Origin of the sequence: Natronoflexus pectinivorans (genome assembly GCF_004345615.1) — a bacterium.
In the GTDB taxonomy this organism is placed as follows: Bacteria; Bacteroidota; Bacteroidia; order Bacteroidales; family Marinilabiliaceae; genus Natronoflexus; species Natronoflexus pectinivorans.
In genome coordinates this window covers 84,170-106,307 of record NZ_SLWK01000005.1, presented here as the reverse complement: position 1 = coordinate 106,307, position 22,138 = coordinate 84,170, and the positions used below count along the sequence as shown (strand labels likewise).

Annotated in this window: 17 protein-coding genes; 11 read left to right on the top strand and 6 right to left on the bottom strand. The window is 42.0% G+C overall.

What is annotated here, in order from left to right:
* Nucleotides 1–178: 178 nt before the first annotated feature.
* The 3 genes from sppA to EV194_RS08325 all read left to right on the top strand — a co-directional run bounded on the left by sppA (nucleotide 179) and on the right by EV194_RS08325 (nucleotide 3,892).
* On the top strand, nucleotides 179–1,939 hold the full coding sequence (sppA, locus tag EV194_RS08335) for a signal peptide peptidase SppA (RefSeq protein WP_132433586.1): 1,761 nt from the start codon (nucleotides 179–181) through the stop codon (nucleotides 1,937–1,939).
* Nucleotides 1,940–2,025: 86 nt separating this feature from the next.
* The gene (gene lpxK / locus EV194_RS08330) at nucleotides 2,026–3,096 is read left to right on the top strand and encodes a tetraacyldisaccharide 4'-kinase (RefSeq protein ID WP_132433585.1); all 1,071 of its coding nucleotides are present in this window, start codon (nucleotides 2,026–2,028) and stop codon (nucleotides 3,094–3,096) included.
* Nucleotides 3,080–3,892, top strand: a complete 813-nt coding sequence (locus EV194_RS08325) for a purine-nucleoside phosphorylase (protein WP_132433584.1) — start codon at nucleotides 3,080–3,082, stop codon at nucleotides 3,890–3,892. Before lpxK ends, EV194_RS08325 begins: the two co-directional genes overlap by 17 nt.
* Before the next feature lies 1 nt (nucleotide 3,893).
* Here EV194_RS08325 and EV194_RS08320 read toward each other — a convergent pair whose 3' ends face one another.
* Nucleotides 3,894–6,761: a lamin tail domain-containing protein gene (locus tag EV194_RS08320; protein WP_132433583.1), complete on the bottom strand. Its 2,868-nt coding sequence runs from the start codon at nucleotides 6,759–6,761 to the stop codon at nucleotides 3,894–3,896.
* 183 nt (nucleotides 6,762–6,944) lie between these two features.
* Between EV194_RS08320 and EV194_RS08315 the strand changes: the two genes are divergently transcribed.
* From EV194_RS08315 to EV194_RS08305, 3 genes are all read left to right on the top strand, one after another.
* Nucleotides 6,945–7,955, top strand: coding sequence for an aspartate-semialdehyde dehydrogenase (locus EV194_RS08315; protein ID WP_132433582.1), 1,011 nt, complete (start codon nucleotides 6,945–6,947; stop codon nucleotides 7,953–7,955).
* A gap of 97 nt (nucleotides 7,956–8,052) precedes the next feature.
* Nucleotides 8,053–9,993, top strand: a complete 1,941-nt coding sequence (locus tag EV194_RS08310) for a hypothetical protein (protein ID WP_132433581.1) — start codon at nucleotides 8,053–8,055, stop codon at nucleotides 9,991–9,993.
* Nucleotides 9,994–10,147: 154 nt separating this feature from the next.
* Nucleotides 10,148–11,611 carry a family 16 glycosylhydrolase gene (locus EV194_RS08305; protein WP_132433580.1) on the top strand — a complete coding sequence of 488 codons (1,464 nt, stop codon included), beginning with the start codon at nucleotides 10,148–10,150 and terminating at the stop codon, nucleotides 11,609–11,611.
* 7 nt (nucleotides 11,612–11,618) lie between these two features.
* Here the strand turns inward: EV194_RS08305 and EV194_RS08300 are convergent, their stop codons facing one another.
* Nucleotides 11,619–13,967 carry a penicillin-binding protein 1A gene (locus EV194_RS08300; RefSeq protein ID WP_132433579.1) on the bottom strand — a complete coding sequence of 783 codons (2,349 nt, stop codon included), beginning with the start codon at nucleotides 13,965–13,967 and terminating at the stop codon, nucleotides 11,619–11,621.
* Complete coding sequence (locus EV194_RS08295; protein WP_132433578.1) at nucleotides 13,942–14,979, bottom strand: NAD-dependent epimerase/dehydratase family protein; 1,038 nt, start codon at nucleotides 14,977–14,979, stop codon at nucleotides 13,942–13,944. The genes EV194_RS08300 and EV194_RS08295 overlap by 26 nt, the downstream gene beginning before the upstream one ends.
* Nucleotides 14,980–15,333: 354 nt before the next feature.
* On the opposite strand from EV194_RS08295, the gene EV194_RS08290 reads away from it, so the two are divergent.
* From EV194_RS08290 to EV194_RS08270, 5 genes are all read left to right on the top strand, one after another.
* Nucleotides 15,334–15,591, top strand: a complete 258-nt coding sequence (locus tag EV194_RS08290; RefSeq protein WP_132433577.1) for a UPF0175 family protein — start codon at nucleotides 15,334–15,336, stop codon at nucleotides 15,589–15,591.
* Nucleotides 15,584–16,069: a DUF3368 domain-containing protein gene (locus tag EV194_RS08285; protein WP_165921833.1), complete on the top strand. Its 486-nt coding sequence runs from the start codon at nucleotides 15,584–15,586 to the stop codon at nucleotides 16,067–16,069. Before EV194_RS08290 ends, EV194_RS08285 begins: the two co-directional genes overlap by 8 nt.
* A gap of 32 nt (nucleotides 16,070–16,101) precedes the next feature.
* Nucleotides 16,102–16,710, top strand: coding sequence for a riboflavin synthase (locus EV194_RS08280; protein WP_132433575.1), 609 nt, complete (start codon nucleotides 16,102–16,104; stop codon nucleotides 16,708–16,710).
* 143 nt (nucleotides 16,711–16,853) lie between these two features.
* Nucleotides 16,854–17,288: an OsmC family protein gene (locus EV194_RS08275; protein WP_132433574.1), complete on the top strand. Its 435-nt coding sequence runs from the start codon at nucleotides 16,854–16,856 to the stop codon at nucleotides 17,286–17,288.
* A 715-nt stretch (nucleotides 17,289–18,003) separates the two neighbouring features.
* Nucleotides 18,004–19,338, top strand: a complete 1,335-nt coding sequence (locus EV194_RS08270) for a fasciclin domain-containing protein (protein ID WP_132433573.1) — start codon at nucleotides 18,004–18,006, stop codon at nucleotides 19,336–19,338.
* Between the two features lie 83 nt (nucleotides 19,339–19,421).
* Here the strand turns inward: EV194_RS08270 and EV194_RS08265 are convergent, their stop codons facing one another.
* The 3 genes from EV194_RS08265 to EV194_RS08255 form a co-directional block, all read right to left on the bottom strand.
* A complete protein-coding gene (locus EV194_RS08265; protein WP_132433572.1) occupies nucleotides 19,422–19,784 on the bottom strand; it encodes a DUF6567 family protein in 363 nt (120 codons plus the stop codon).
* 291 nt (nucleotides 19,785–20,075) lie between these two features.
* Complete coding sequence (locus tag EV194_RS08260; protein ID WP_243699367.1) at nucleotides 20,076–20,534, bottom strand: CAP domain-containing protein; 459 nt, start codon at nucleotides 20,532–20,534, stop codon at nucleotides 20,076–20,078.
* 53 nt (nucleotides 20,535–20,587) lie between these two features.
* A complete protein-coding gene (locus EV194_RS08255) occupies nucleotides 20,588–21,898 on the bottom strand; it encodes an MFS transporter (protein ID WP_132433570.1) in 1,311 nt (436 codons plus the stop codon).
* Nucleotides 21,899–22,138: the final 240 nt, after the last annotated feature.

Genomic DNA, 22,138 nt, shown 5'->3' with positions numbered 1-22,138 from the left:
TAAATTAGCCAAACATTATTATTTAACTTGCCTCATGCTATTCTGGGCTTTCAAATAATTGTATGGAGATCTGTCGATCACTACAGTTATGGCCTTTTTAGCATATGGAGTCTGAATATTCTGATATTATTAAAATACTGTCATCTCTTAAGTTATTAACTCTGACAAAAAGTAAATTATGAACAAGTTTTTTAAGTATTTTCTCGCCGTAGTGCTGGGATCCATGGTTTCAGCCTTTTTCTTTATTTTGGGAATTGTGATGTTTATCACAATTCTTGCCTCAACGGCATCTAAGGATGTCACTGTTAAAGATGATTCCATTTTGGTACTCGATTTAAATGGCCCGGTGGTTGAGAGAACGACCAGCGATCCGTTTGACATGATGTTGTCTCAATTATCCGGACAAAAATCTCCCAAAGGTCTCAACCAAATACTGGCTTCAATAAAAAAGGCGAAAGAGGATGATCGCATCAGGGGTATTTATATGGAAGCCGGAATGATATCTACCGGGTATGCTTCTATTGAGGAGATTCGCAATGCGTTGATTGATTTTCGTGAATCGGGAAAATTCGTACACAGCTATGCGCCTATTTATTCGCAAAGAGCATATTACCTTGCATCCGCTGCAGATCGGGTTTATCTAAACCCAACAGGTATGCTGGAGTTTAAAGGTCTGAGTTCGGCATACACCTTTTTTAAAGGTACCCTGGAAAAACTGGGTGTTGAAATGCAGGTGTTTAAGCATGGAGAGTTCAAATCGGCCGTGGAGCCTTTCATTCTTGAGTCTATGAGTGACGAAGCCAGACTTCAGACTGAGACTTATCTTAATTCCATGTGGGAGCACATCACAACAAAAATTGCTGAATCGCGCAATCTTGATGTTGAATCAGTGATAGCAACAGCTGAACTATTCCCTACTTTCAGAGAGGATACGTTGCTGATTTCCTCCGGGTTAATTGACGGGTTTCGATACAAGGATGAGGTGCTTAGTGAACTCAAGAAATTAACCGGCATTGAAGAAGAGAAAGACCTGAATGCCATTGGTGTGATGAAGTACGCAGATGTATATCTGCCCGGAAAACGCAAAGGTCTGGAAAAAAATAAAATTGCGGTTGTCTATGCCATAGGTGAAATTGATGGCACATCAGGCGGCATTAATTCAGAGAAACTTTCACGAACCATTCGTCAGGCGCGACGCGACAGCACCATCAAAGCCATTGTGCTACGCATCAACTCACCCGGAGGTTCAGGTCTTGGCTCTGAAATCATCTGGCGCGAAGTTAAATTGGCTCAGGAAGTAAAACCGGTGGTGGTATCCATGGGTGATTTGGCAGCATCCGGCGGTTACTACATCGCATGTGCAGCCGATACCATTATTGCACATCCCACAACGCTAACCGGAAGTATCGGCGTCTTTGGCCTGATTCCAAATACACAGGAGTTGTTACGCAAAATGGGAATTACTACCGACCGTGTTAAAACCAACACGTTTGCCGACATGCCGTCTCTCGACCGTCCTTTTACACGAGAAGAAAAAGAACTGATGCAGGGATACATTGAACGCTTTTACTATGTGTTTTTACAACGTTGCGCCGATGGTCGCGACACCACAACCGATGCCATCAACATCGTTGGGGAAGGTCGGGTGTGGAGTGGTGAAAACGCTCTAGGGATTGACCTGGTGGACAAACTTGGAGGCGTGAGTGATGCCGTGGCAGTGGCTGCCCGCATGGCCGATATTGAAACTTACCGTGTGGTTGAACTTCCCGAAGTTCTTTCGCCCATTGAGCAAATCATGAAGGGATTAGGGGGTGATGCCAGAGCCCGTGTTGGTAAATTCTTTTTTGGTGAGGAATACCAGATATTTCAAACCATTCAGGATTTGAAAACCGCCTATCCGGTACAGGCTCGTATTCCTTACGAGATAAGTGTCAACTAAAAATCCTGAAAAGGAAAATGTAATTTGGCACAAAAGCCATGATTCAGTTCTGGTTTTTGTGCCTTTTTAAAACTCAGTGTTTCGGTATGATGTTTTTGCGAAAGTTGTTGCTCCCTTTTACATGGTTGTATGCATTCATCATGCATGCGCGAAATTTTATGTTCGATAAAGGAATTCTATCATCCCAAAGCTACAACGTTCCGGTTATTTCAATTGGAAATATTACGGTGGGGGGAACAGGTAAAACGCCACTTGCCGAACACGTAATCAGGCTGCTTTTACCCCATCATAGTTGTGCCATGCTGAGCAGAGGTTACGGAAGAAAAACCCGTGGGGTTTTTCTTGCTGATGCTGCATCTGACTATAAAACCATAGGAGATGAACCCATGCAAATGCATCGTAAGTTCAAAGAACTTACGGTGGTGGTGGCTGAAAAGCGACAGGCCGGTATGGAATTACTGCTCAGTAAATCATCATCCCCCAATGTGGTTGTTTTGGATGATGCATACCAACATCGATATGTAAAGCCCGGGTTTTCAATACTGGTAACAGATTATCACCGCCCCATGTGGAAGGATTTTTGTTTTCCGGCAGGAAACCTCAGAGAGCCGTTAAGCGGCATTAAAAGAGCCAATTTGATTGTGGTTAACAAAGTTCCAGGCAATCTCTCTTTAGTTGAAGCAGACGCCATTCGCAAAAAACTGAGAAAATGCGATTCGCAACAGATGTTCTTCACCACTGTAGTTTATAAGAATCCGGCACCTTTACTGAAGAACAATGCACAGGATAAATCTTTTCAGGAGATTTTAAGTGAGAAAAACACACCTTTGGTAGCCATGGCAGGAATTGGAAATCCGGAGCCATTTTTTAAAATGGCTCGGGAGTTCGGGGTTCCTGTTTCGACCATCAGATTTCCCGACCACCATGATTTTTCTGAGAACGACATCCGAAAAATTGATGAAGAGGGGAAGAGAATAGGCTTCCCGAACCCAATGATATTAACGACCGAAAAAGATGCCATAAGGCTGGACTCAAATAAACATGTAAGTGAGCAGATGAAATCCAGAATATGGTACATTCCCATTGAATTGGAGTTTTTATTTGGTGAACAAGTTATATTCGATAAAAAGATTAAAGATTATGTTGGAAAAAATTAAAGAGACGGCAGAATACCTTAGCAATTTACAAACCCTAAATCCTCGCATTGCGATTATTTTAGGAACCGGACTGGGTGGTCTGGTTAAGGAGATTAAGGTGGAAAAGAGCATTCCCTATGCAGAAATACCCAATTTCCCGGTTTCGACGGTGGAGGGACACCAGGGACGATTGATATTTGGGACCATTAAAGATGTTCCGGTATTGGCTATGCAGGGGCGTTTTCATTATTATGAAGGATATTCCATGCAGGAGGTTACTTTTCCCATCAGAGTGATGAAGCTTATGGGCATAACCCATCTGATAGTATCAAATGCAAGTGGGGGAATGAATCCGGAGTACGAACTGGGAGAGATTATGATTATTGATGACCACATCAACCTGTTTGGCGACAACCCGTTGCTCGGAAAAAACATTGACGAACTTGGTCCCCGTTTCCCCGATATGAGCCAGCCATACAGTCTTGAGTTGATTGAAAAAGCCAAGAAAATTGCCGCAGATGCCGGCATCCGGGTAAAGCAGGGAGTTTACGTAGGAACTTCAGGTCCAACTTTTGAAACGCCTGCTGAGTATAAATATTTCAGAGCCATTGGGGGAGATACCGTTGGAATGTCCACCGTGCCTGAGGTGATAGTAGCCCGCCACATGGGAATGACCTGTTTTGGTTTCTCCATCATCACCGACCTGGGAGTTCCCGGCAAAATAGTTGAAATAAGTCACGAAGAAGTTCAGCAAGTTGCAGCAGAAGCAGAACCTAAAATGACCAAACTTATAACTGAGTTGATTAAGGAGATATAATTTACCTCCCAGCCCCCAAAACCACTGTTTTCTTCTCCGCTGTTACTTTGCCTTGCAGGTTAAAGTAACGGATGGCTACGATGTAAATTCCGGTGTTGCATAAACGACCATTGTCGTTGGTTCCGTCCCACTTGTAGAAACCGTTGGTTCCGGCAAGTTGGTTGTTTACAAGGTGGCGAACAGGATGTCCTGCACGGTTATAGATGGTGATGCTGCAGGTGTAACCCGGTTCATCAAAAGCGTAATGAATCAATAAATAATCATCCATCCCATTTTGGTTGGGGATGAATATTTCCGGTTCAAGATGGATGCGACTTTTGGGAGTATTTTCCGTTTGAGTAACAGCCTGAGAATTCTTTCGCCCAGGAGTGGCATAGCCATCGTTGGCCGAAGCTGAATGCCAGTTGGAAGCATCATTGGCAGGTATTTCAGTGTTGATTCTTTCAAGGGAAACCCCTTTGGTGGAAGTGAGCAGCGCAAAATGGAATCTGGGATGATAATCAAACCTGTCGATGGGTTCACCTTGTACATTGGTCAGATAAACTACACCTCCATCGTTCACATAGTTTGGGAGATTGCTGACCTCCCGGATATTTAATGGGTTCTTTACCTGGTAGTAATTTACCAGCCACTCTCTGTCCGCTGTGAAGACGAGGTACTCGCCCGGGAAAAATGGTCTCCGTTTGTTGTCAAGCCTGATTAGCCTGTCGGGGATGCCTTCGGCATTGTCCCTTGCTGAATACAATGAGCTGATGTCAATGATTCTTTCTGAGCGGTTGTAAAGTTCTACAAAGTCTTGCCCCCCGGTGGGAGGGTCATAGAGCAATTCGTTGATAACGATGTCGTTTGGATTGGCAGCAACTGGTAAACCAAACCGAATCCCGGCAGTTTGTTGCAATTGATTACCGGATAAATCTACGGGAGCATTCAAAAAGCCCACTTCAAATTCCTGCAGTGCTGGAATTTTCCCTAAAAAGCAAATGTGTGTTTCCCTCAAAAACAGAGGTTCCTGATAGATGGAATCCAAGCCGACAGCCATTGGAGGAGTAATCATCAGATTGTCAGTCGAAATGAGATGGTTTGGCTCCATGGGTTTTGAATACTCAATGGCAATGCAGGAATCGGACAAGAGATAAAGGCCTGTAATTTCAGACATTTCGTTATCTGCAAGTTTTTGGTTGACGGAATTCTCCTCGCCGGGTGTGCCCCCGTCGGGGTGCACTGAAAAATCCCAATTCTCAAAACCAAATGAGAGGTTGTCAGGGTCCTTAACTTCCAACGCCCATCCACCGTTTTGTTTGTATCCCGCTTCACCCATATCTCTGCTGTATTGAACCGACGTGATAACGCGGTTGTATTTGTCGGTAAGAACAATTTGCCCGCCTGTTACAGGTAAAAGTGGCCAGCTTGTAACCGCCATTTTGTTTGGAATGTCCTCCCAAAACTGCACTCTTGTTGAAGGAACAAGCAATAAGTATTCGCCCGGAAAAATCAAACGTGAAGATAGCCGGCCTGTTCTGGAGCCCACCGTAACCCTGAAATCGTTGAGTTCTATTGGGAAGTCGCCCCTGTTGTATAATTCTATGTATTCTGAATCCGGCAAATGAACAACCGGAGAGGGGTTGTTCATAATTTCCGTGATGACGATGTCATTACGCTTTGTGAGGTAGTAAAGCAGAGTATAGGAGCCGGAATAAATGGTGTCGCCGTTGTGCGACAATAAATTATAAACAAAAATCTCCAGTGTCTCTCCATCGGGAAGAGCTTCAGAAAATGTAAGCAACAGACAGCTGTTGCCATCCAACTCCAGATTCTGCAAAGCCGGACCCGATGTTGACCAGTGAAATGAAACAGCATTCAAGTCAGCGTCAAGCGGCTTGTTGATGCAAAGTTTTGCCTGCTTCGGACTCGTCATCATGAATGATTGAATCGATGCTGGTTCGTATTCATAAAATATGGTGGTATCGTTGATGATGTTATTATTTAGGTCGGAAATGGATGAGATGTGCAGGTTTGGCCCCCCGTCAACAGGTATTCCGGTTGGGAAATGGAGCTCGATGGAATTTGAATGACTCCCGGGTGTTATGGATTCAGGGATTTTGTTGCCCGGGTGGGCAACAAAATTTTGCGGAGCAAAGTGCAAGGTTTCGATGGGTTTGTTAAAATCAACTTCAATTTTATATCTGTTAACAGGTATAAAATTTTCCACAACGATGGGGATGGTATCCCTGAAAGGTTCTCCGGTAACAACAAAATCATCAAACCAAAAGAGCGTGCTTCGCGTGGCCGTATAGCGGCACACAACACCAAACCATTCCGAACTGAAACCTTGGGATTCCAGAGTACGTCCCTCTTCAATCCATTCATCCTCTAATTTTACTTCAAGAATAAATTTGCCGCCTTTTTCCCTCGTGACCCTAATGGCAGCTTCAACCACATTAAAATCTATCCGCTTGTGTTGACCTTCAATGAGCCTGGTATTTCTTCCTCCGCGCCTTTCCCAAAGTGAAATGTTGTCGGCAGTGGTGCCTATTACAAGGTAATAGGCGATGCTGATATTTTCCGGACTGTTTGAGTCGGAAGCTAGGAAAACTTCCGCATAATTGGATGATGATGGATTAAACCCAAATCTGAAATTGAATTGCCATGAAGCTTCTTCAATTGCTGCAGAACTTGTAAACAACCATGCTGCACCTGGTTCGGCAGGTGCATTAAGTTGGAGTGATTCTCTTTGCGGGTCTATTCTAAACCGGGAGGTAAGCCCTGTCCATTCGGGGTTGGAAGTGAAATCGCCATCGGAAAAATCATCTGCGAATTGAGCATTTATAACATGCAGCGGGAGCAGAAATAAAATAAACAGGCGTGCCATTGTGATGTTAGGATTAAATGGTTATTTTTGTTTTTCGTCTGAAAAACAAACTGTTTGTCAGACCAAAATGATTTGTGTCTCAAATTACACAGAATTTTAAAAAAAGTAAAGTGCCGGAGAATTGTTTTCGGCAATATGAGAGATGTCACTGTTTTTGGAATGTAGAATTAATAAAACTGGAAAATGAAAGTAGCAATTGTTGGAACCAGTGGTGCTGTTGGCCAGGAGTTCCTGCGAATTTTGGAAGAGAGAGATTTCCCGATGGATGAATTGGTTCTTTTTGGGTCATCCAGAAGTGCCGGAAATAAATATCAGTTTAAAGGGAAGGAACTAACCGTTAAGGAACTTCAACACAACGACGATTTTAAAGGTATAGATATAGCATTTACATCGGCAGGTGCATCCACATCAAAGGAGTATGCCGAAACCATTACAAAATATGGTGCCGTAATGATTGATAATTCCAGTGCATTCAGAATGGACGACGACGTTCCGTTGGTGGTGCCTGAAGTGAATGCCAAAGCGTGTGAAAATCTGCCGCGGAATATCATTGCCAATCCCAACTGTACAACCATCCAGATGGTTGTGGCGTTAAAGCCCATCCAGGATTTATCGCACATCAAACGTGTTCATGTGTCCACTTATCAGGCTGCCAGCGGAGCCGGAGCCAGTGGAATGGAAGAACTTGAAGCGCAGGTTCACCAGGTGGTTAAAGGAGAAAAGCCCACTGTTAAGAAATTTCAGCATCAGTTGGCCATGAACATCATTCCTCACGTGGATGTATTTACCGATAACGGCTACACCAAAGAGGAGATGAAAATGTACAACGAGAGCCGTAAAATTATGGGAACCGACTTGCAAGTGAGTGCTACATGTGTGCGCATTCCTGTAATGAGAGCCCACTCAGAATCGATTTGGGTTGAAACAGAATTGCCAATCAGTGTGGAGCAGGCTCGTGATGCCTTTAACAAAGCTGAAGGTGTTAAGGTGATTGATAACCCATCGGCCAATGAATATCCCATGCCAATGTTTTTAGCCGGCAAAGATGAGGTTTTTGTTGGACGTATTCGTAAGGACTTATCAAACCCCAACGGGTTAACCTTCTGGACAGTTTCTGACCAGATTAAAAAGGGAGCTGCCCTTAATGCGGTTCAAATTGCGGAATATATGATTAAGGCAGGGTTGATAAAATAAGCCCTTTTTTACATAGACTTTTTAAAACATATTTAGGTTGTAATCATTTTTTTGTAGAAATTTGATTACAACCTTTTTTTTATCAAAATTTCTATCTATGAAATTGAAAAGTTTGCTTTTTTCTGTTTGCGGAGGCGGACTCCTCCTTTTTTCCTGTTGTGAAAAAGGCTATCATGAAATCAGATTCGATAGCAGTAAAGAGGTTTCCGGAAAGATGTTTGCGTTAAAGGACATCTCTCCCAATTTACCTAAAAACTGGGATGAGTATAATTATGTTATTCTGGAATTTATGATTACCACACCGCAACGATTTAATGTGGGGTTCACAACTAACAGCGGGTATAACGAATTGCGGGTTATGAGTTATACACCCAACGGCTGGAACAGACTTGCCATCCCTTTAAAATTTTACAGGGAACTGCCCGGAGCCTGGCATGATTTAGCCGGGATGTATAATCAACCCAGATATACAGGATGGATTAACCTTGGGGAGGGTGATCGTGGTTCGTTACAGGGTGTAGATTCCATTGGCATCAGAATGCGCGTTCCAATTGGTGATCCGGTAATTAAAATCCGGTCGGTTTCATTAGCTGTTGATGACCCGGGTGATGTTTATTTAGGCGAAACGCCGGTTGTTGACGAGTTTGGACAATGGAATATGGGAGACTGGGATGATAAAATATACTCTTTGGAACAGCTTCGTGAGGAGTGGAAAGCAGAAGACCTTCTTGCAACAAATGTTGAAGAGTACAACTACTCCAAATATGGAGGGTATTTAAATGCACGATATGACAATGGAACAGGTTTTTTTAGGGTTGTGGAGACCGATGGACGTTGGTGGTTTGTAGATCCTGAAGGTTATTTATTTCTTTCGCATGGAGTGGATTGTGTAACCCCAGGTGCTGGAGGGAATGCCGTCAGAATAAATCACAGACCCAATTTATATAAAGAGCTTCCCCCCGAAGGGAAAGGGTTTAGTTCGGATCAACCAGATTTTGCCTCATTTGGAACTTGGAATCTGGTTCGGCGATATGGAGAAGACTTTATGGAGCCCGCCATAGAGAACATTTTCAAAAGAATGAACAGGTGGGGACTTAACACAATTGCCAACTGGTCTGATCGTGAAGTGATGTTACAAAACAGAGTCCCATTTATGACTCAACTTAGCGGATTAGGCATAGATGGAACTTTAATGGGATTGGTTGATGTTTATGATCCGGACTTCAATCAAAAGATTGATGAAGCGGTAAAACGCTCTACTGCTCCTTTTGCCGGGAACCCCTGGCTGATTGGATACTTTACCGGAAATGAACCTTCATGGCAAGGGTTGGAATTAAGAGTGGTGGATATTATTCTTGAACTGGAGGACGATCGTCCAATTAAAAAGGCGTTGGTTGAATATTTATCCGAAAATGATTCTCCTGAACGAAGAGTGAAGTTTGTACATGAAACATTCAGAACCTTCATTAGGACTGTTGACACTTCGCTGAAACGCCATAGCCCTGGCCATTTAAATCTAGGAATCAGGTTTGGAGGAGGGAATTTCAGGACAGAAATTTTGGATTTATGTAAAGGGATTTTTGATGTGTTCAGTTTCAACTCCTATACCTTAACACCAGAGCATGCGATGATGGATTCCCTTGTAAAAGGAACGGGGATGCCTCTGCTGATTGGAGAATATCATTTTGGAACTGTTGACAGAGGCATGTCACAATCCTTATGGCAGGTTGACACACAAGAGGAGCGCGGAATAGCATATCGTTACTACACTGAACAAGCTTTTTCTCATCCTGCACTTATTGGAACGGGATATTTTCAATGGGGTGATCAGGATTTAACCGGTCGTGGGTACGACGGAGAAAATCTTAACTGCGGAATTATAGATGTAACTGATCGTCCATATCAACACCTGGTGAATGCCATTTCAGAAACATCAAAAAGATTATATCAGGTTCATAAAGGTGAGAAAGCTCCTTTTAATACAATAGTTGAGAGAGCAAGAGGATACGAGCGTATCCCTGATCTGTGGAATGAATAAAGCCAAAAGACAAAAAATCACATACCTGGCAAACACCTCACAATTAACTCCCTTCTATGGAGTGAGTTAATTGTGAGGTGTTTTATTTTGCTCCCTTTTGTTATCAACTATCTTTGTATCACATAAAAAATGGTTTCATTAAATTTGCTATAAAATGAAGATAGTTATATTGATCATTGCCATCATGTTTTCAATAAGTGTTTTTTCTCAGGAAGAGCCAGAATGGGAGTTGGTCTGGTCCGATGAGTTTGAAACAGAAATCAGTGATGACTGGATATTTGAGACAGGAAATGGTTGTCCAAACTTATGCGGATGGGGTAACAATGAGCTACAGTCCTACAAAAGAGAAAATGCCACAGTTGAAGATGGCATGCTGGTGATAACTGCGAAAAAGGAGAATTACGACAATCGCGAGTATACATCTGCGCGTATGATTACGAGAGGGAATGCTTTTTTTCGGTATGGCCGGGTTGAAGCGCGAATAAAACTTCCGGCTTTTCAAGGATCATGGCCTGCATTTTGGATGCTAGGTGAAAACATCACATCAGTTGGTTGGCCGGAGTGCGGAGAAATAGACATTATGGAGCAGGTTAACACCGACATGGATACCCATGGAACTCTACACTGGAATGCAGGTAGCGGTCATCATTACCAAGGGAGCTCAACTGGCTTTGAAGTTGATGTGACTGATTTTAATGTTTATGCCATTGAGTGGGACAGAAATTCCATCACATGGTTTGTAAACGATCAGGAATTTTACTCCATTAACATCACAAACGGAATAAACAACACCCATGCTTTTCATAAGCCCCATTTCATCATTCTTAATATGGCAATTGGGGGTAATTGGCCTGGATTTGATGTTGATGATACTGCTTTCCCTGCAAGGATGGTGGTAGATTATGTGAGGGTTTATCAAATCCCAGGGTATGATGAAATGGAAGATCCTGAAGTTCCCATGGACCCTTTTGTCATTGAGGCCGAAGATTACTCCTACGAAAACAATACTTCAGTTTTTGATTTTCAGGAAGCTGATGGTCAATATATAAGATTTAATGGTAGTGGAAGTTGGGCGGCGTACCCGCCGTTCAACATTACCCAGGCAGGAAAATATCTTATGGAACTTCGGGTTGCTTCGGAGCAGGAGGGAGGACAAATCAGACTGGAAGCCAACTCTGGAGTTATTCTCTTTGACATACTTGATGTTCCCAATACTGGCGGTGCTGATGGGTGGACCATCATCAGCAGTGAGGTTGATTTAAATGCGGCAACCTATTATTTTGGGTTTAATTCCGCATCAGGAAGTTATTATCTCGATTGGATCAAGCTTACCCCTCTTGAGGCTTCAATGATTAATAGCAACGATTTACATACTGCAAAATTATTAATCTCACCAAACCCTGTTCGTTATGGAGCTTTTGAATTACAACTGGCAGAAAGAGATTTTAATAGTGCAGTTGTTTCTGTCGTTGGAATAGATGGACAGATTATTCTTCAAAAGAAGATTTCTGCGCTGGAGACAACCATTCAACTTCCGGAGAATATTTCGAAAGGTCTTTATATCGTAAATGTTATAGGTGACACTTTTAATGTTTCAGGAAAAGTGATGGTCAGATAGACCATCATTAATCATCTCTTCTGAAAATGCCCCGCATCCGGTTAATCAGATTTTTGTCTTTTACCTCTTCATCCGGTTCTTTTTCATCATCCCGTTCACGGGATGATGATCCGCCAAATAGTCTCTGGAAAAAATTCCTGTCATCGTCCTGATGCAAATGCTCTACGAAATCATCACAATCGAGATAAGCTACTAAATCGTTGGGAAGCGGGTAGAACCTGGAAGTTCGGACATGAGCATAATCAGAATGCTGCTCTGCCTGTTGCATGAACCGCCCAAAAATGGGAAGCGCCGTATGCGCTCCCTGTCCCAAAGCGAGAGTCCTGAAACTGATGCCCGGATTTTCGGCTCCAACCCATGCTCCTGCCACCATGGTAGGGGTGAAACCAATAAACCAGCCGTCGGCATTGTTTTGGGTCGTTCCGGTTTTTCCTCCATACTCCCCTCGTAACTGGTAACGGTTATATAGGGCACGTCCGGTTCCTTTTTCAATGACCTCTTTCATCACCTGAATCATGATTCGGGCAGTTTCTTCATTGAATGCTTCATCAAGCATGAATTGACGAGGAGCTTCATATAATATTTCACCCCGGTTGTTTTCAATGCGCAACACCGAAACGGGTTTTATGGCACGTCCGTAATTTGGGAAGGCGGTATATGCCGAAACCATTTCCAGAAGAGAAATTTCGGCTGTTCCCAGTGCGATGGATGGCACATTTGGAATATCAGATTCAATCCCTAGTTTTCTGGCCAATTGTATGGTTTCATTGATGCCACTTCTGTGAATCACATCAGCCGCAATGGTGTTTGCGGAGTGAATCAGGCCTCCTTTCATGGAGTAATATCCTTCGTGGTTGCCATCGGCGTTGGCCGGAGTCCAGTCGTTATGCCGGGCATAGGTTTTTTGCTCGTTGGAGATGAATTCACAAGGGTTAAAACCCTTGTGAATGGCTGAAGCATAAACAAAGGGTTTGAATGTTGAACCTGCCTGACGACGTGCTTTCACATGGTCGTATCTGTAAAATTTAAAATCCACACCTCCTACCCATGCCAAAACATGCCCTGTGGTGGGATTCATCGCCAAAAAACCAGAATGCAAAGTCCGAAGCGAGTGTTTCACAGAGTCGATGGGCGATATTTGGACATTTTTTTCTCCTTCATGGGTAAAAATGGTCATGTTAACCGGCTTTTCCAACTCTTTTAGGATGGCGGCTTTATCCAACCCTTTTCGCTCCAGAGCTCTGTATCGCTCTGTGCGTGTCAGTGCATTGTCAAAAATTGATGGATTTTGATGCCATGGGTCGCGGTTCCCCCAATGATTATCGAATGTTCTTTGAAGATAAGCCATGTGGCTTTTTACAGCTGCCACGGCATGTATTTGTAGTGAAGCGTCCAGAGTGGTATGAATTTTCAGCCCATCTGTAAAAATATTGTACTCGTTACCGTACTCCTGTTTAAGGATGTTGGCCGCCTCGGTTCTTACATGTTCGATAAACCAGGGAGCGGGGCCATGGTTATAGTCAATGCGGGAATAGGATGTTCTTAAAGGAACGGCTTTGTGTTTTTCTGCCTCTTCGGCAGAAATGTATCCATTAGAACACATCCTGTCAATAACAATATTTCGTCTTGCCATTGACCTTTCGGGATTACGACGAGGATTAAAAGCGGTGTTAGCCGCCAACATCCCCACTAAAGTAGCCGATTCAGGCAGAGTCAGAGCCGACGATGATTTTCCAAAGAAACGACGCGCAGCCACTTCAATTCCAAAAACCTCTTCTCCAAAGGGAACGGTGTTGAGGTAAAGGTTTAGAATTTCATTTTTCGAAAAAACCGATTCCAGACGATGAGCAATAATCATCTCCCTGGTTTTGTCTATGAAGAGTCCGAAAATTCCTTTTGAAGAGCGTGGATATAGATTTTTAGCCAATTGCTGGCTGATGGTACTCCCTCCTCCCTGACTCCTGTCGCCAAGAATGATGTTTTTGAATAAAACACGTCCCATGCTCTTCAAATCGAGTCCTTTATGTTCAAAGAAACGACTGTCTTCGGTTGATATCAGGGCATTTTTAACATGCTCTGATATGTTTTCGTTGTCAATGGTTAAGCGGTTTTGCAGAAAATATGTTCCAATCATTTGCCCATCGGCAGAGTAAACCACCGATGCGGTATGGTTTTTAATGTTGCCAATGTCGGTTTTAGATGGAAGTCTGCCGAATAGTCCGGCATAAATCAGCATGATAAATATCAGGACAAAACTCAGAAAGAAGCCGGAAATTCTTAGTCCCCACAGAAAAATCTTTTTCCCGTTAGTTGGCTTAGACGTATTGTTATTAGCAGATTTTTGGGATTTTGCCATCGTTTGCTTCAATTATTTTAAACCATTCAGCAGCATTTTTCACCGACTCTTCGATGGGCATGAAGGTGTAGTTAAATCTGTTTGAGAATTTGTCGGCAGAATATTTGGAAACCGATTGGGCTGCACGTGCTGAATCCTTGGTTATAGCAGGTGATTTTCCGACAAGAAAACAGAGCATAAGATTTACTCTCCAACCGATTTCTGTAATGCATTTTGATACCTTAATAAATGGAGGTTTTTTGTTCATCTCTTTGGCCACCATTTTAAAGAAATCGCTAAAAGGTAAATTTTCACCATTCAGAATAAAGCGTTCATTCACCGCATCGCTGTTCATGAGCAAATGTATGGCTTTGGCAACATCTCTAACATCCACAAATCCAGTTGCCCCGTATGTGTAAAACGGCATACCTCTTTTTACCGAATAGAATAGGCGACCACTGCTGCGCAACCAGTTAACCGGTCCGATAATGACAGATGGGTTAACAATGACCACGTTCAATCCTTCTTTAGATGCGCGCCACACTTCCATTTCAGCCCGAAACTTACTGTACGAATAGGCCGAACGGTAATCATCCGGCTGCCACTCAACTTCTTCGGTAATAAGGCCACCGTCTATTTGTTTGCCCAGAGACGATATGGAACTGACATAGCACACTTTTTCCACATTTTGTTTCAAACAGGCATTCATCAGATTGGCAGTGCCTTCTGTGTTTGTTTTAAGCATTTTATCCGACTCGCCGGGATTGAACGACACCTTGGCTCCTGCATGATAAACCTGTTTAACACCCTGCAGTGCGTCTTCAAGAGCATAGTAATCCGAAAGGTCGGCCTCAACCCACTGGATACGATTGAAGAGTTGTTCCCAGTTCTGGTTATAGTAAGCGAAAATTTGTTTTACCTCCTCAAGATTGCTTTGTTTCCGGTAAATGGCTTTAACCTGCAACCCTTCATTGGTAAGGTGATATAGTAAATGTGAACCGACCAGCCCCGTGCCGCCTGTAACTAAAATCATAATCTGGTTTTATTGAATAGAAAATGTTACTAAATTAGCACATTCATAGAAATAACGGAGAATTGATTATGATATTTTAAATATTGGGGCTATAATAGATGGCTTATTGAGATGTCAGTTGTTTAAGTTATATTTGTATAGAGACTTAGATTTTGAAGCGATATTTTTTAGATGCATTGGGTGCAACTAAAAAAACAATTGTAGAGTATCTGAAACGAGTCCCGAGGCTTCGGGACGAGTTCCATGTGCCAACTGAAAAGCAAATTATAGAGTATATGAAACAAACTTTTTAACTGGTTTTTCATGAGTTCTATTCGAATCCTTCAGAGCCGGGAATTTTAAAAGCAAATATGTATGAAAGGTATGATAAGCATAGAATATCCGGAATTTTTAGCTAATTCATTAAAGCTAAATGAAAAAGAATTTCAAAATGAAATAAAAACAAGTTCGTTAGTAAAGCTATATGAACTTGGAAAAATCTCTTCCGGAGTTGCGGCAAAAGTTTTAGGGTTGTCAAGAGTTGATTTTTACGATTTACTTGGGAAGTATAAGGTGTCAGTTCTTGGGTTATATGATGCTGATGACTTAAAAGAGGATGTTGAAAATGCCTAGAACAGTAGTATCAAATACAACTCCGATAATATCGTTGTTGAAAATCAATCGTCTTGATTTACTCCACAAGCTTTACTCCCAAATACATATACCCTTTGCTGTATACCAAGAAATTGAAGCAGGAAAAGCTAAACCATATTATAAGGATTTATCTGAATTTGACTGGATTGAAATTTTAAATATAACAGATAGACAGGCTGTTAAGTATTTTCTTGATTTAGATGCAGGAGAAGCTGAAGCAATCGTATTAGCCACAGAAATAGGGTCTGACTTAATTATTCTCGATGAAAAACTTGGCAGGTATTATGCCAAGCATGCAGAATTAAAGGTTACAGGAACGCTTGGAGTTTTGATAAAGGCAAAAAATAAAGGACTAATCCAAGAATTGAAACCTTTGCTAGACGAATTGACTGATAAAGAAGTTTGGATTAGTGAGAAATTAAAACGAGAAGTTCTCAAAACTGTAGGAGAGGATTAATTATATTATCCGATAACCTTAATATAAAATATATGTTTTCAGGTATTGTAGAAGAAGCCGCCACTGTAGTGGCTGTTGAAAAGGAAAAAAGCAATGTGCACATCACCATGAAGTGCTCATTCACCAATGAATTGAAGGTTGACCAAAGCATTTCGCACAACGGGGTTTGTCTTACTGTGGTGAAAAAAGATGGTGACACCTATACCGTTACTGCCATCCAGGAAACGCTTGAAAAGTCGAACCTTGGTCTGCTAAAGATTGGAGATAAGGTCAATCTGGAGCGCAGCATGCTGATGAATGGCCGTTTGGACGGCCACATTGTTCAGGGTCATGTGGATCAGACGGCAGAGTGCGTTGAGGTGAAAGAGTCAGATGGCAGTTGGTACTTCACATTCCGTTACGACATTGACAAAAAAATGGCGGCACAGGGATATATGACTGTTGAAAAAGGCTCGGTTTGCGTAAACGGAGTAAGTCTGACAGTTGTGAATAGCCGTGACGATCGCTTCTCAGTGGCCATTATACCTTATACCTACGAATATACCAATTTTCACCAGATTAAACCGGGAACCATAGTCAATTTGGAGTTCGACATTATTGGAAAGTATATCAGCAAGATGATGGCTTTAAAAGAAGCATAACGATTTAATCCATGAATTTGATGTTTGGATTGGAAGCTTTCCCTGTTCGTAGTTTCTCTTCTCCTGGTATTGTCGAGTTATCGCTTTGTGGCCTGCTTTTTGAGCGTTACTATATGATTTAAACATTTAAAAATTATATAGAAATGGCAGACTTAAAATTTAAGATTAGCGCACAAAGCGAAACTGCGGCCAGAACCAAAGTTCAGGCCCGAAATTTTGAGATTATTGTTGATGAGCCTCAGGAGCTTGGGGGAACCAATCAGGCAGCAAATCCTGTAGAGTATGTCTTGGCTGCTTTTTCTGGATGTCTGAATGTAATGGGGCATTTGATTGCAAACGAGATGGGTTTTGAATTGCGAGGGCTCAAAATTGATATTGAAGGTACGCTGAATCCAGATAAGCTTTTTGGAAAGAGCAATGATGAACGTGCCGGATATAAAGAAATTACGGTTTCAATGCAACCCGATTGCGATGCTGATGAAGATACTCTTAAAAAATGGCTCCACGAAGTGGAGGCTCGTTGTCCGGTAAGTGACAATATTCAGAATACAACCCCTGTAAAGGTGGTTTTGGCATAAAAAGAAAAAAGCCCGGAAGCATATAGCTCCCGGGCTTTTTTCAAATCACTCCATTTCCTTTTAAAAACTCTATCAAAATACTCCTTCGTGCTGGTTTTCATTATTAGCTCTCTTTAAAATTATGAAGACCAGTATCCTTTTTTTCTATTCGTTGAAACAAGCAGGTCAAGTTCGCTTATTTAGAGCTTGCGCGAAAACTCCTCTAATTCCACGCTCGCCCCTCTAACTCCCCGTTCGACTGAGTGTTCGACTGAGACTTCGGCGTGAGCTCAGTCGAACGCTCATACCGAAGTCTCACGCCGAAGCCTAAAGGGGAGGGTTTTAACGCATTTTCTGTTAGGGGCTTCCCCCTTGGCTTCGACGTGAGCTCAGCCGAACGGGGATTAAGGGGGGAAGAAGGTTGATTGCTGTTTCTGGGTGTTTTCGCGCAGTCACTATTTATAATAAGTTGAAAAACGCCTCAAATGATTAGCCGCTAAAAATATCTCTTTTTTTCTATTTGTGAGAACAGTTGTAAATACTAATTATGGCGAAGCAGGAATGAATAAATGTGCAACAAAAAAAGCAAAAGATTAAACAAAAATAAATATCGTCTGTTTAACCTTTAAATATTGAAAGCATAGATAGCATATGTTTATAAGAATTAATTAAAAAGAAGAATGTATTACTAAAATTAAAAAAGAATTAACCAAAAATTTATTTAAAACTTACAATTATGAAAAAGTATTTGAGATTTCCGGTTCTAGCCATTCTGTTATCAGGATTTTTATTTTATGCCTGTAGTGATGACGACAAAGACGAACAAATGGCTACTTCAAAAACCATCGTTGATGTGGCTGTAGAAAATGAAGATTTTTCCATCTTAGTGGAAGCTGTTACAAAAGCGGGATTGGCTAATGCATTAGCAGACAGAAATGCTTCACTAACGGTGTTTGCCCCCACAAATGCAGCTTTTGCGTCTCTTTTAGAGGAGCTTGGCGCTTCTTCTCTCGATGATATTCCGAATGATTTGCTGACATCGGTTCTGCTTTACCATGTATTGGGAGAGCAAAAAACAGCTGCTCAACTAAACGATGGCTATTATAGTACTCTTTCTGCCGGCCCGGCTGAGAATCTGAATCTTTCTCTGTATAAGAGTGGAACAAAATTAAATAATCGCGCAAACATCACTGCTACAAATATTATGGCCGATAACGGAGTAATTCATGTAATTGATAAGGTAATTCTACCTCTATCGATTACAGGACATGCTGTTGCAAATGATGCATTTAGTTCACTGGTTGCTGCCGTTGAAAAGGCAGAACTGGCCGGAACATTGGACTCTGATGAGGTATCGCTCACTGTTTTTGCACCTGTAAACGCAGCTTTTAGTCAATTGTTGAGTGATTTAGGAGTTACCCTGGCTGATTTAACAGCTGAAGATTTAACGCCAATCCTACTTTACCATGTTTTAGACGGAATTGTACCTTCAAGTGCAGTAACAAGTGGCTATTTCCCAACTCTGGCAACCGCTTTTGACAATAATGTTTCACTTGGTATTGCAGTTGACAACGGTGTGGTGTTAAATGGTTCCTCAAATGTGGTGGTGGTTGATGTTGTTGCCACCAACGGCGTCATTCATGCCATTGACCAGGTGCTGACTCAACCAAACATTGTTGATGCAGCGTTGAGCAATCCACTCTTCTCATACTTGGTTGAAGCAGTCGTAAAAGCCGAACTTGTAGAAGCATTATCCGGCGAAGGGCCTCTTACCGTTTTTGCTCCCACCAATGCAGCTTTTGAAGCTCTTTTTGCAGCTCTTGAGGTTGATGGAATTGACGATATAGATGTTGAGTTACTTACGTCTGTTCTTTTGGCTCACGTGGTAGGAGGAAATGTGCTTTCCGGTGACCTGTCAAGTGGAAGTGTATCAACATTAAATGATGAAAAATCTCTCGACATTGCTGTAAATGGAGGGGTTACAATTGATGGAGATATCAACGTAGTTTTGGCGGATGTTCAAACTTCCAATGGAGTTATTCATGTGATTGACGGTGTTATTTTGCCGTGAGAAATTAGAATCTGAAACAGGCCTCAATAAAAAACTAAAAAGTTTTTTATTGAGGCCTGTTTATAATGCACCATTAGATTGTATTAATCAATAAACTCAACCACGTACCCGGATACCATAACTTTATACATCCTTATGATCGGAAAAATGGAGTGTTTTATCTCAACTGTTTCGTTTATTACTGCTCTTGAATTACCCACCAATTCAGCTCTGGAAAGCATTTGATTTCTGGCTTCTGCAATCATTGCATTTTTTGACAAACCACCTATTCCAAAGATGAACATGGCTTCAGATTGACCTTCAACGCTAGATATTACTTTGTAATTGTTTTTTGCCAATACAACCTCGGTTGAATTAAGATTTGCATTGGTAGTTAAACCTTGATGGATTCCACAACTAGACAGAATGAACAGTGATGTAATCAATAAAATAAGATAACCTTTCATAATCCTGAGTTTAAGTTTACCTACTCTTCTGGCTTTTCGGTCTTCGCCCCGTTTTTAATTTGGTTTCTGGTCTCCAAACATCCTTTTATAGTGCATTATTTTCGAATCTGAAAATAGTAAAAACGATCAGTCCAGGATATAATACTTGACGGATTGATGTTTTTATTCCATTAATGAAAATCACATTCATGAAAAAAGGAGTCAACAAGCCCTAGGTTTATGACTCCTTATATTTTAAAATGAATAATTAAACCCACGAGAAATGTCTCTGAGCGAGCAGAATAAGCACATTTATTCCTTCCCCGGCATTGGTGTAGCAAATACCTGAACCCAGTATTTTCCATCGCGACTAACAGCCACTCCTATATGGGTAAAATCCCCGTTCATAATATTTTTACAGTGCCCGGGACTATTCATCCACCCCTCTACAACCGTCTTTTCATCATGAAATCCCATCGCCAAATTTTCTCCAACCCTTTGCCAATCGAATCGTTGCCTATCTACCCGATCGCTTACCGATGACCTGTCGGAGCCGGTGTGACTAAAAAAGTTGCGGCGCGACATATCGTTTGCATGTCTTTGTGCCGCTCTTGCCAGTTTATCATCCCACTGGAGTGGTTCAACAGCTGCCATCTCCTCATCGCCACACAAGCAGTCATTGGCTCGTGCCTCATTTACGTGTCGCAACATTTCATCACTATCCATCCGTCCCTGCGCGGTCACTGATAATCCCATTATCAGTAGTACCATTATCAAAATTGATTTTATCATATTTTTTCTAATTCAATTTCAGTGCCAAAGTTTCAGGCGGGTAATCTTGGATTGTTGGCTTTTATTGATGCCAAACCGACAAAAATAACGAACAGAACCGATGGAATGGCAATATACTCGTAATTTCCGAGCCGAGTATGCGAGAGGCTGAATAGTACCGGTGCAAGTGCGCTGGCCAACACAATCATTGACATGGCCTTTCCCGAAATGGTGCCAATATATTTTCGACCAAACAGACGAGGCCAGGTAACTGCGTTCAGCACTGAAAACATGCCTCCCATAATACCTTGTCCGGCAATGACCATATATACGCCATTAGTAGAGGAGATTAATCCCATGCCAAACGAGGCCAGCAATCCTCCGGCGATCATTATGTAGAGTAACACTTTTAACCTAATCCAGTCAGAAATGAAATTAAATATGAGCGATGTTGCAACAGACACCACCGCGATGGGAATAAATATGGCAACTGCTTCACTTCGAGCATAGCCCGAAGTTTCAAAAATTGAAATGACGTGGAATGTAAAACCGGTAATAAAGAAAGAGTTGAAGGATAACATCAGGGCGTACATCCAGAATGCCCGTGTGCGAAACGCCTCTGATGGCTCAAAACTTCTCAATGGTTTGCTTTCTATGGCTTTACTGCCTTCCTTGCATTTCTTTCCATCGGGAATGAGTCCGTATTTTTCGGGATTATCCCGAAAAGTAAGAATAATGAGGAGGGTCATCAGCAGCAAGAAAACCCCCATTATACGCCAGGCTCCATCCCATTGGTAAGATGTAATCAGCTTGTCCACAATTACTGGTGCCACCGAAAAGCCCAGAGAAATACTTAATGCACTAAATGCATTAACCCTTCCTCTAAATCGTTCAAACCACTTCATTACCATGTTTCTGGAAGACATGGTCAGGACACCTTGCCCCGAGAATCGAAACATAAAAAAGAGCAAAACCATTACAGTAAATGGGATAACCCAATGGTCAAAAGTAACCAAGGAGACCACGCCCGCAGTCAGTTTATGCGCTATGGATGCCAGAAAGAGGGAAAAAGCAAGAACCAAAGCCGATGCCGCAGCCACAATTCTTGCTCCGTATCTGTCAAACCACCTACCCGCTGCACTAATGAAGAACGAACTCATCAGCGTTCCAATCATATAGGCTGTGCTGAACTGGTCGCGGCTTAAGCCTACAGCATCTTTAACCGGATCTGTGAAAATTGAAACCCCCACAGTTTGCCCCGGCAAACTGGCCCAAACTCCCAGTGTACCCACCACCATTACCACATAGCCATAAAAGAATGGAAAACGAGAAGGATTTATGATCTCAAATCTGCTTTTTTTCATCATTCTGCAAAGTTACTGGTTTTTGAGGCACTATTAACCCATTTAGTTTTAGTTAACAATGGCTGGAGACAATTTGCATCTTAATAATCAATACCAGCAATCTGTTATGAGTTAATTCTCCCTAAAATGCTGTAAAACTCAAATTTTGAGTTATTTTTGTGCTTTATTTGTCAAAGTAATGCCTGATAATTCCGTATGACGGAATTTTATATGTTTTGGAAACAATAAATTATTAAAATA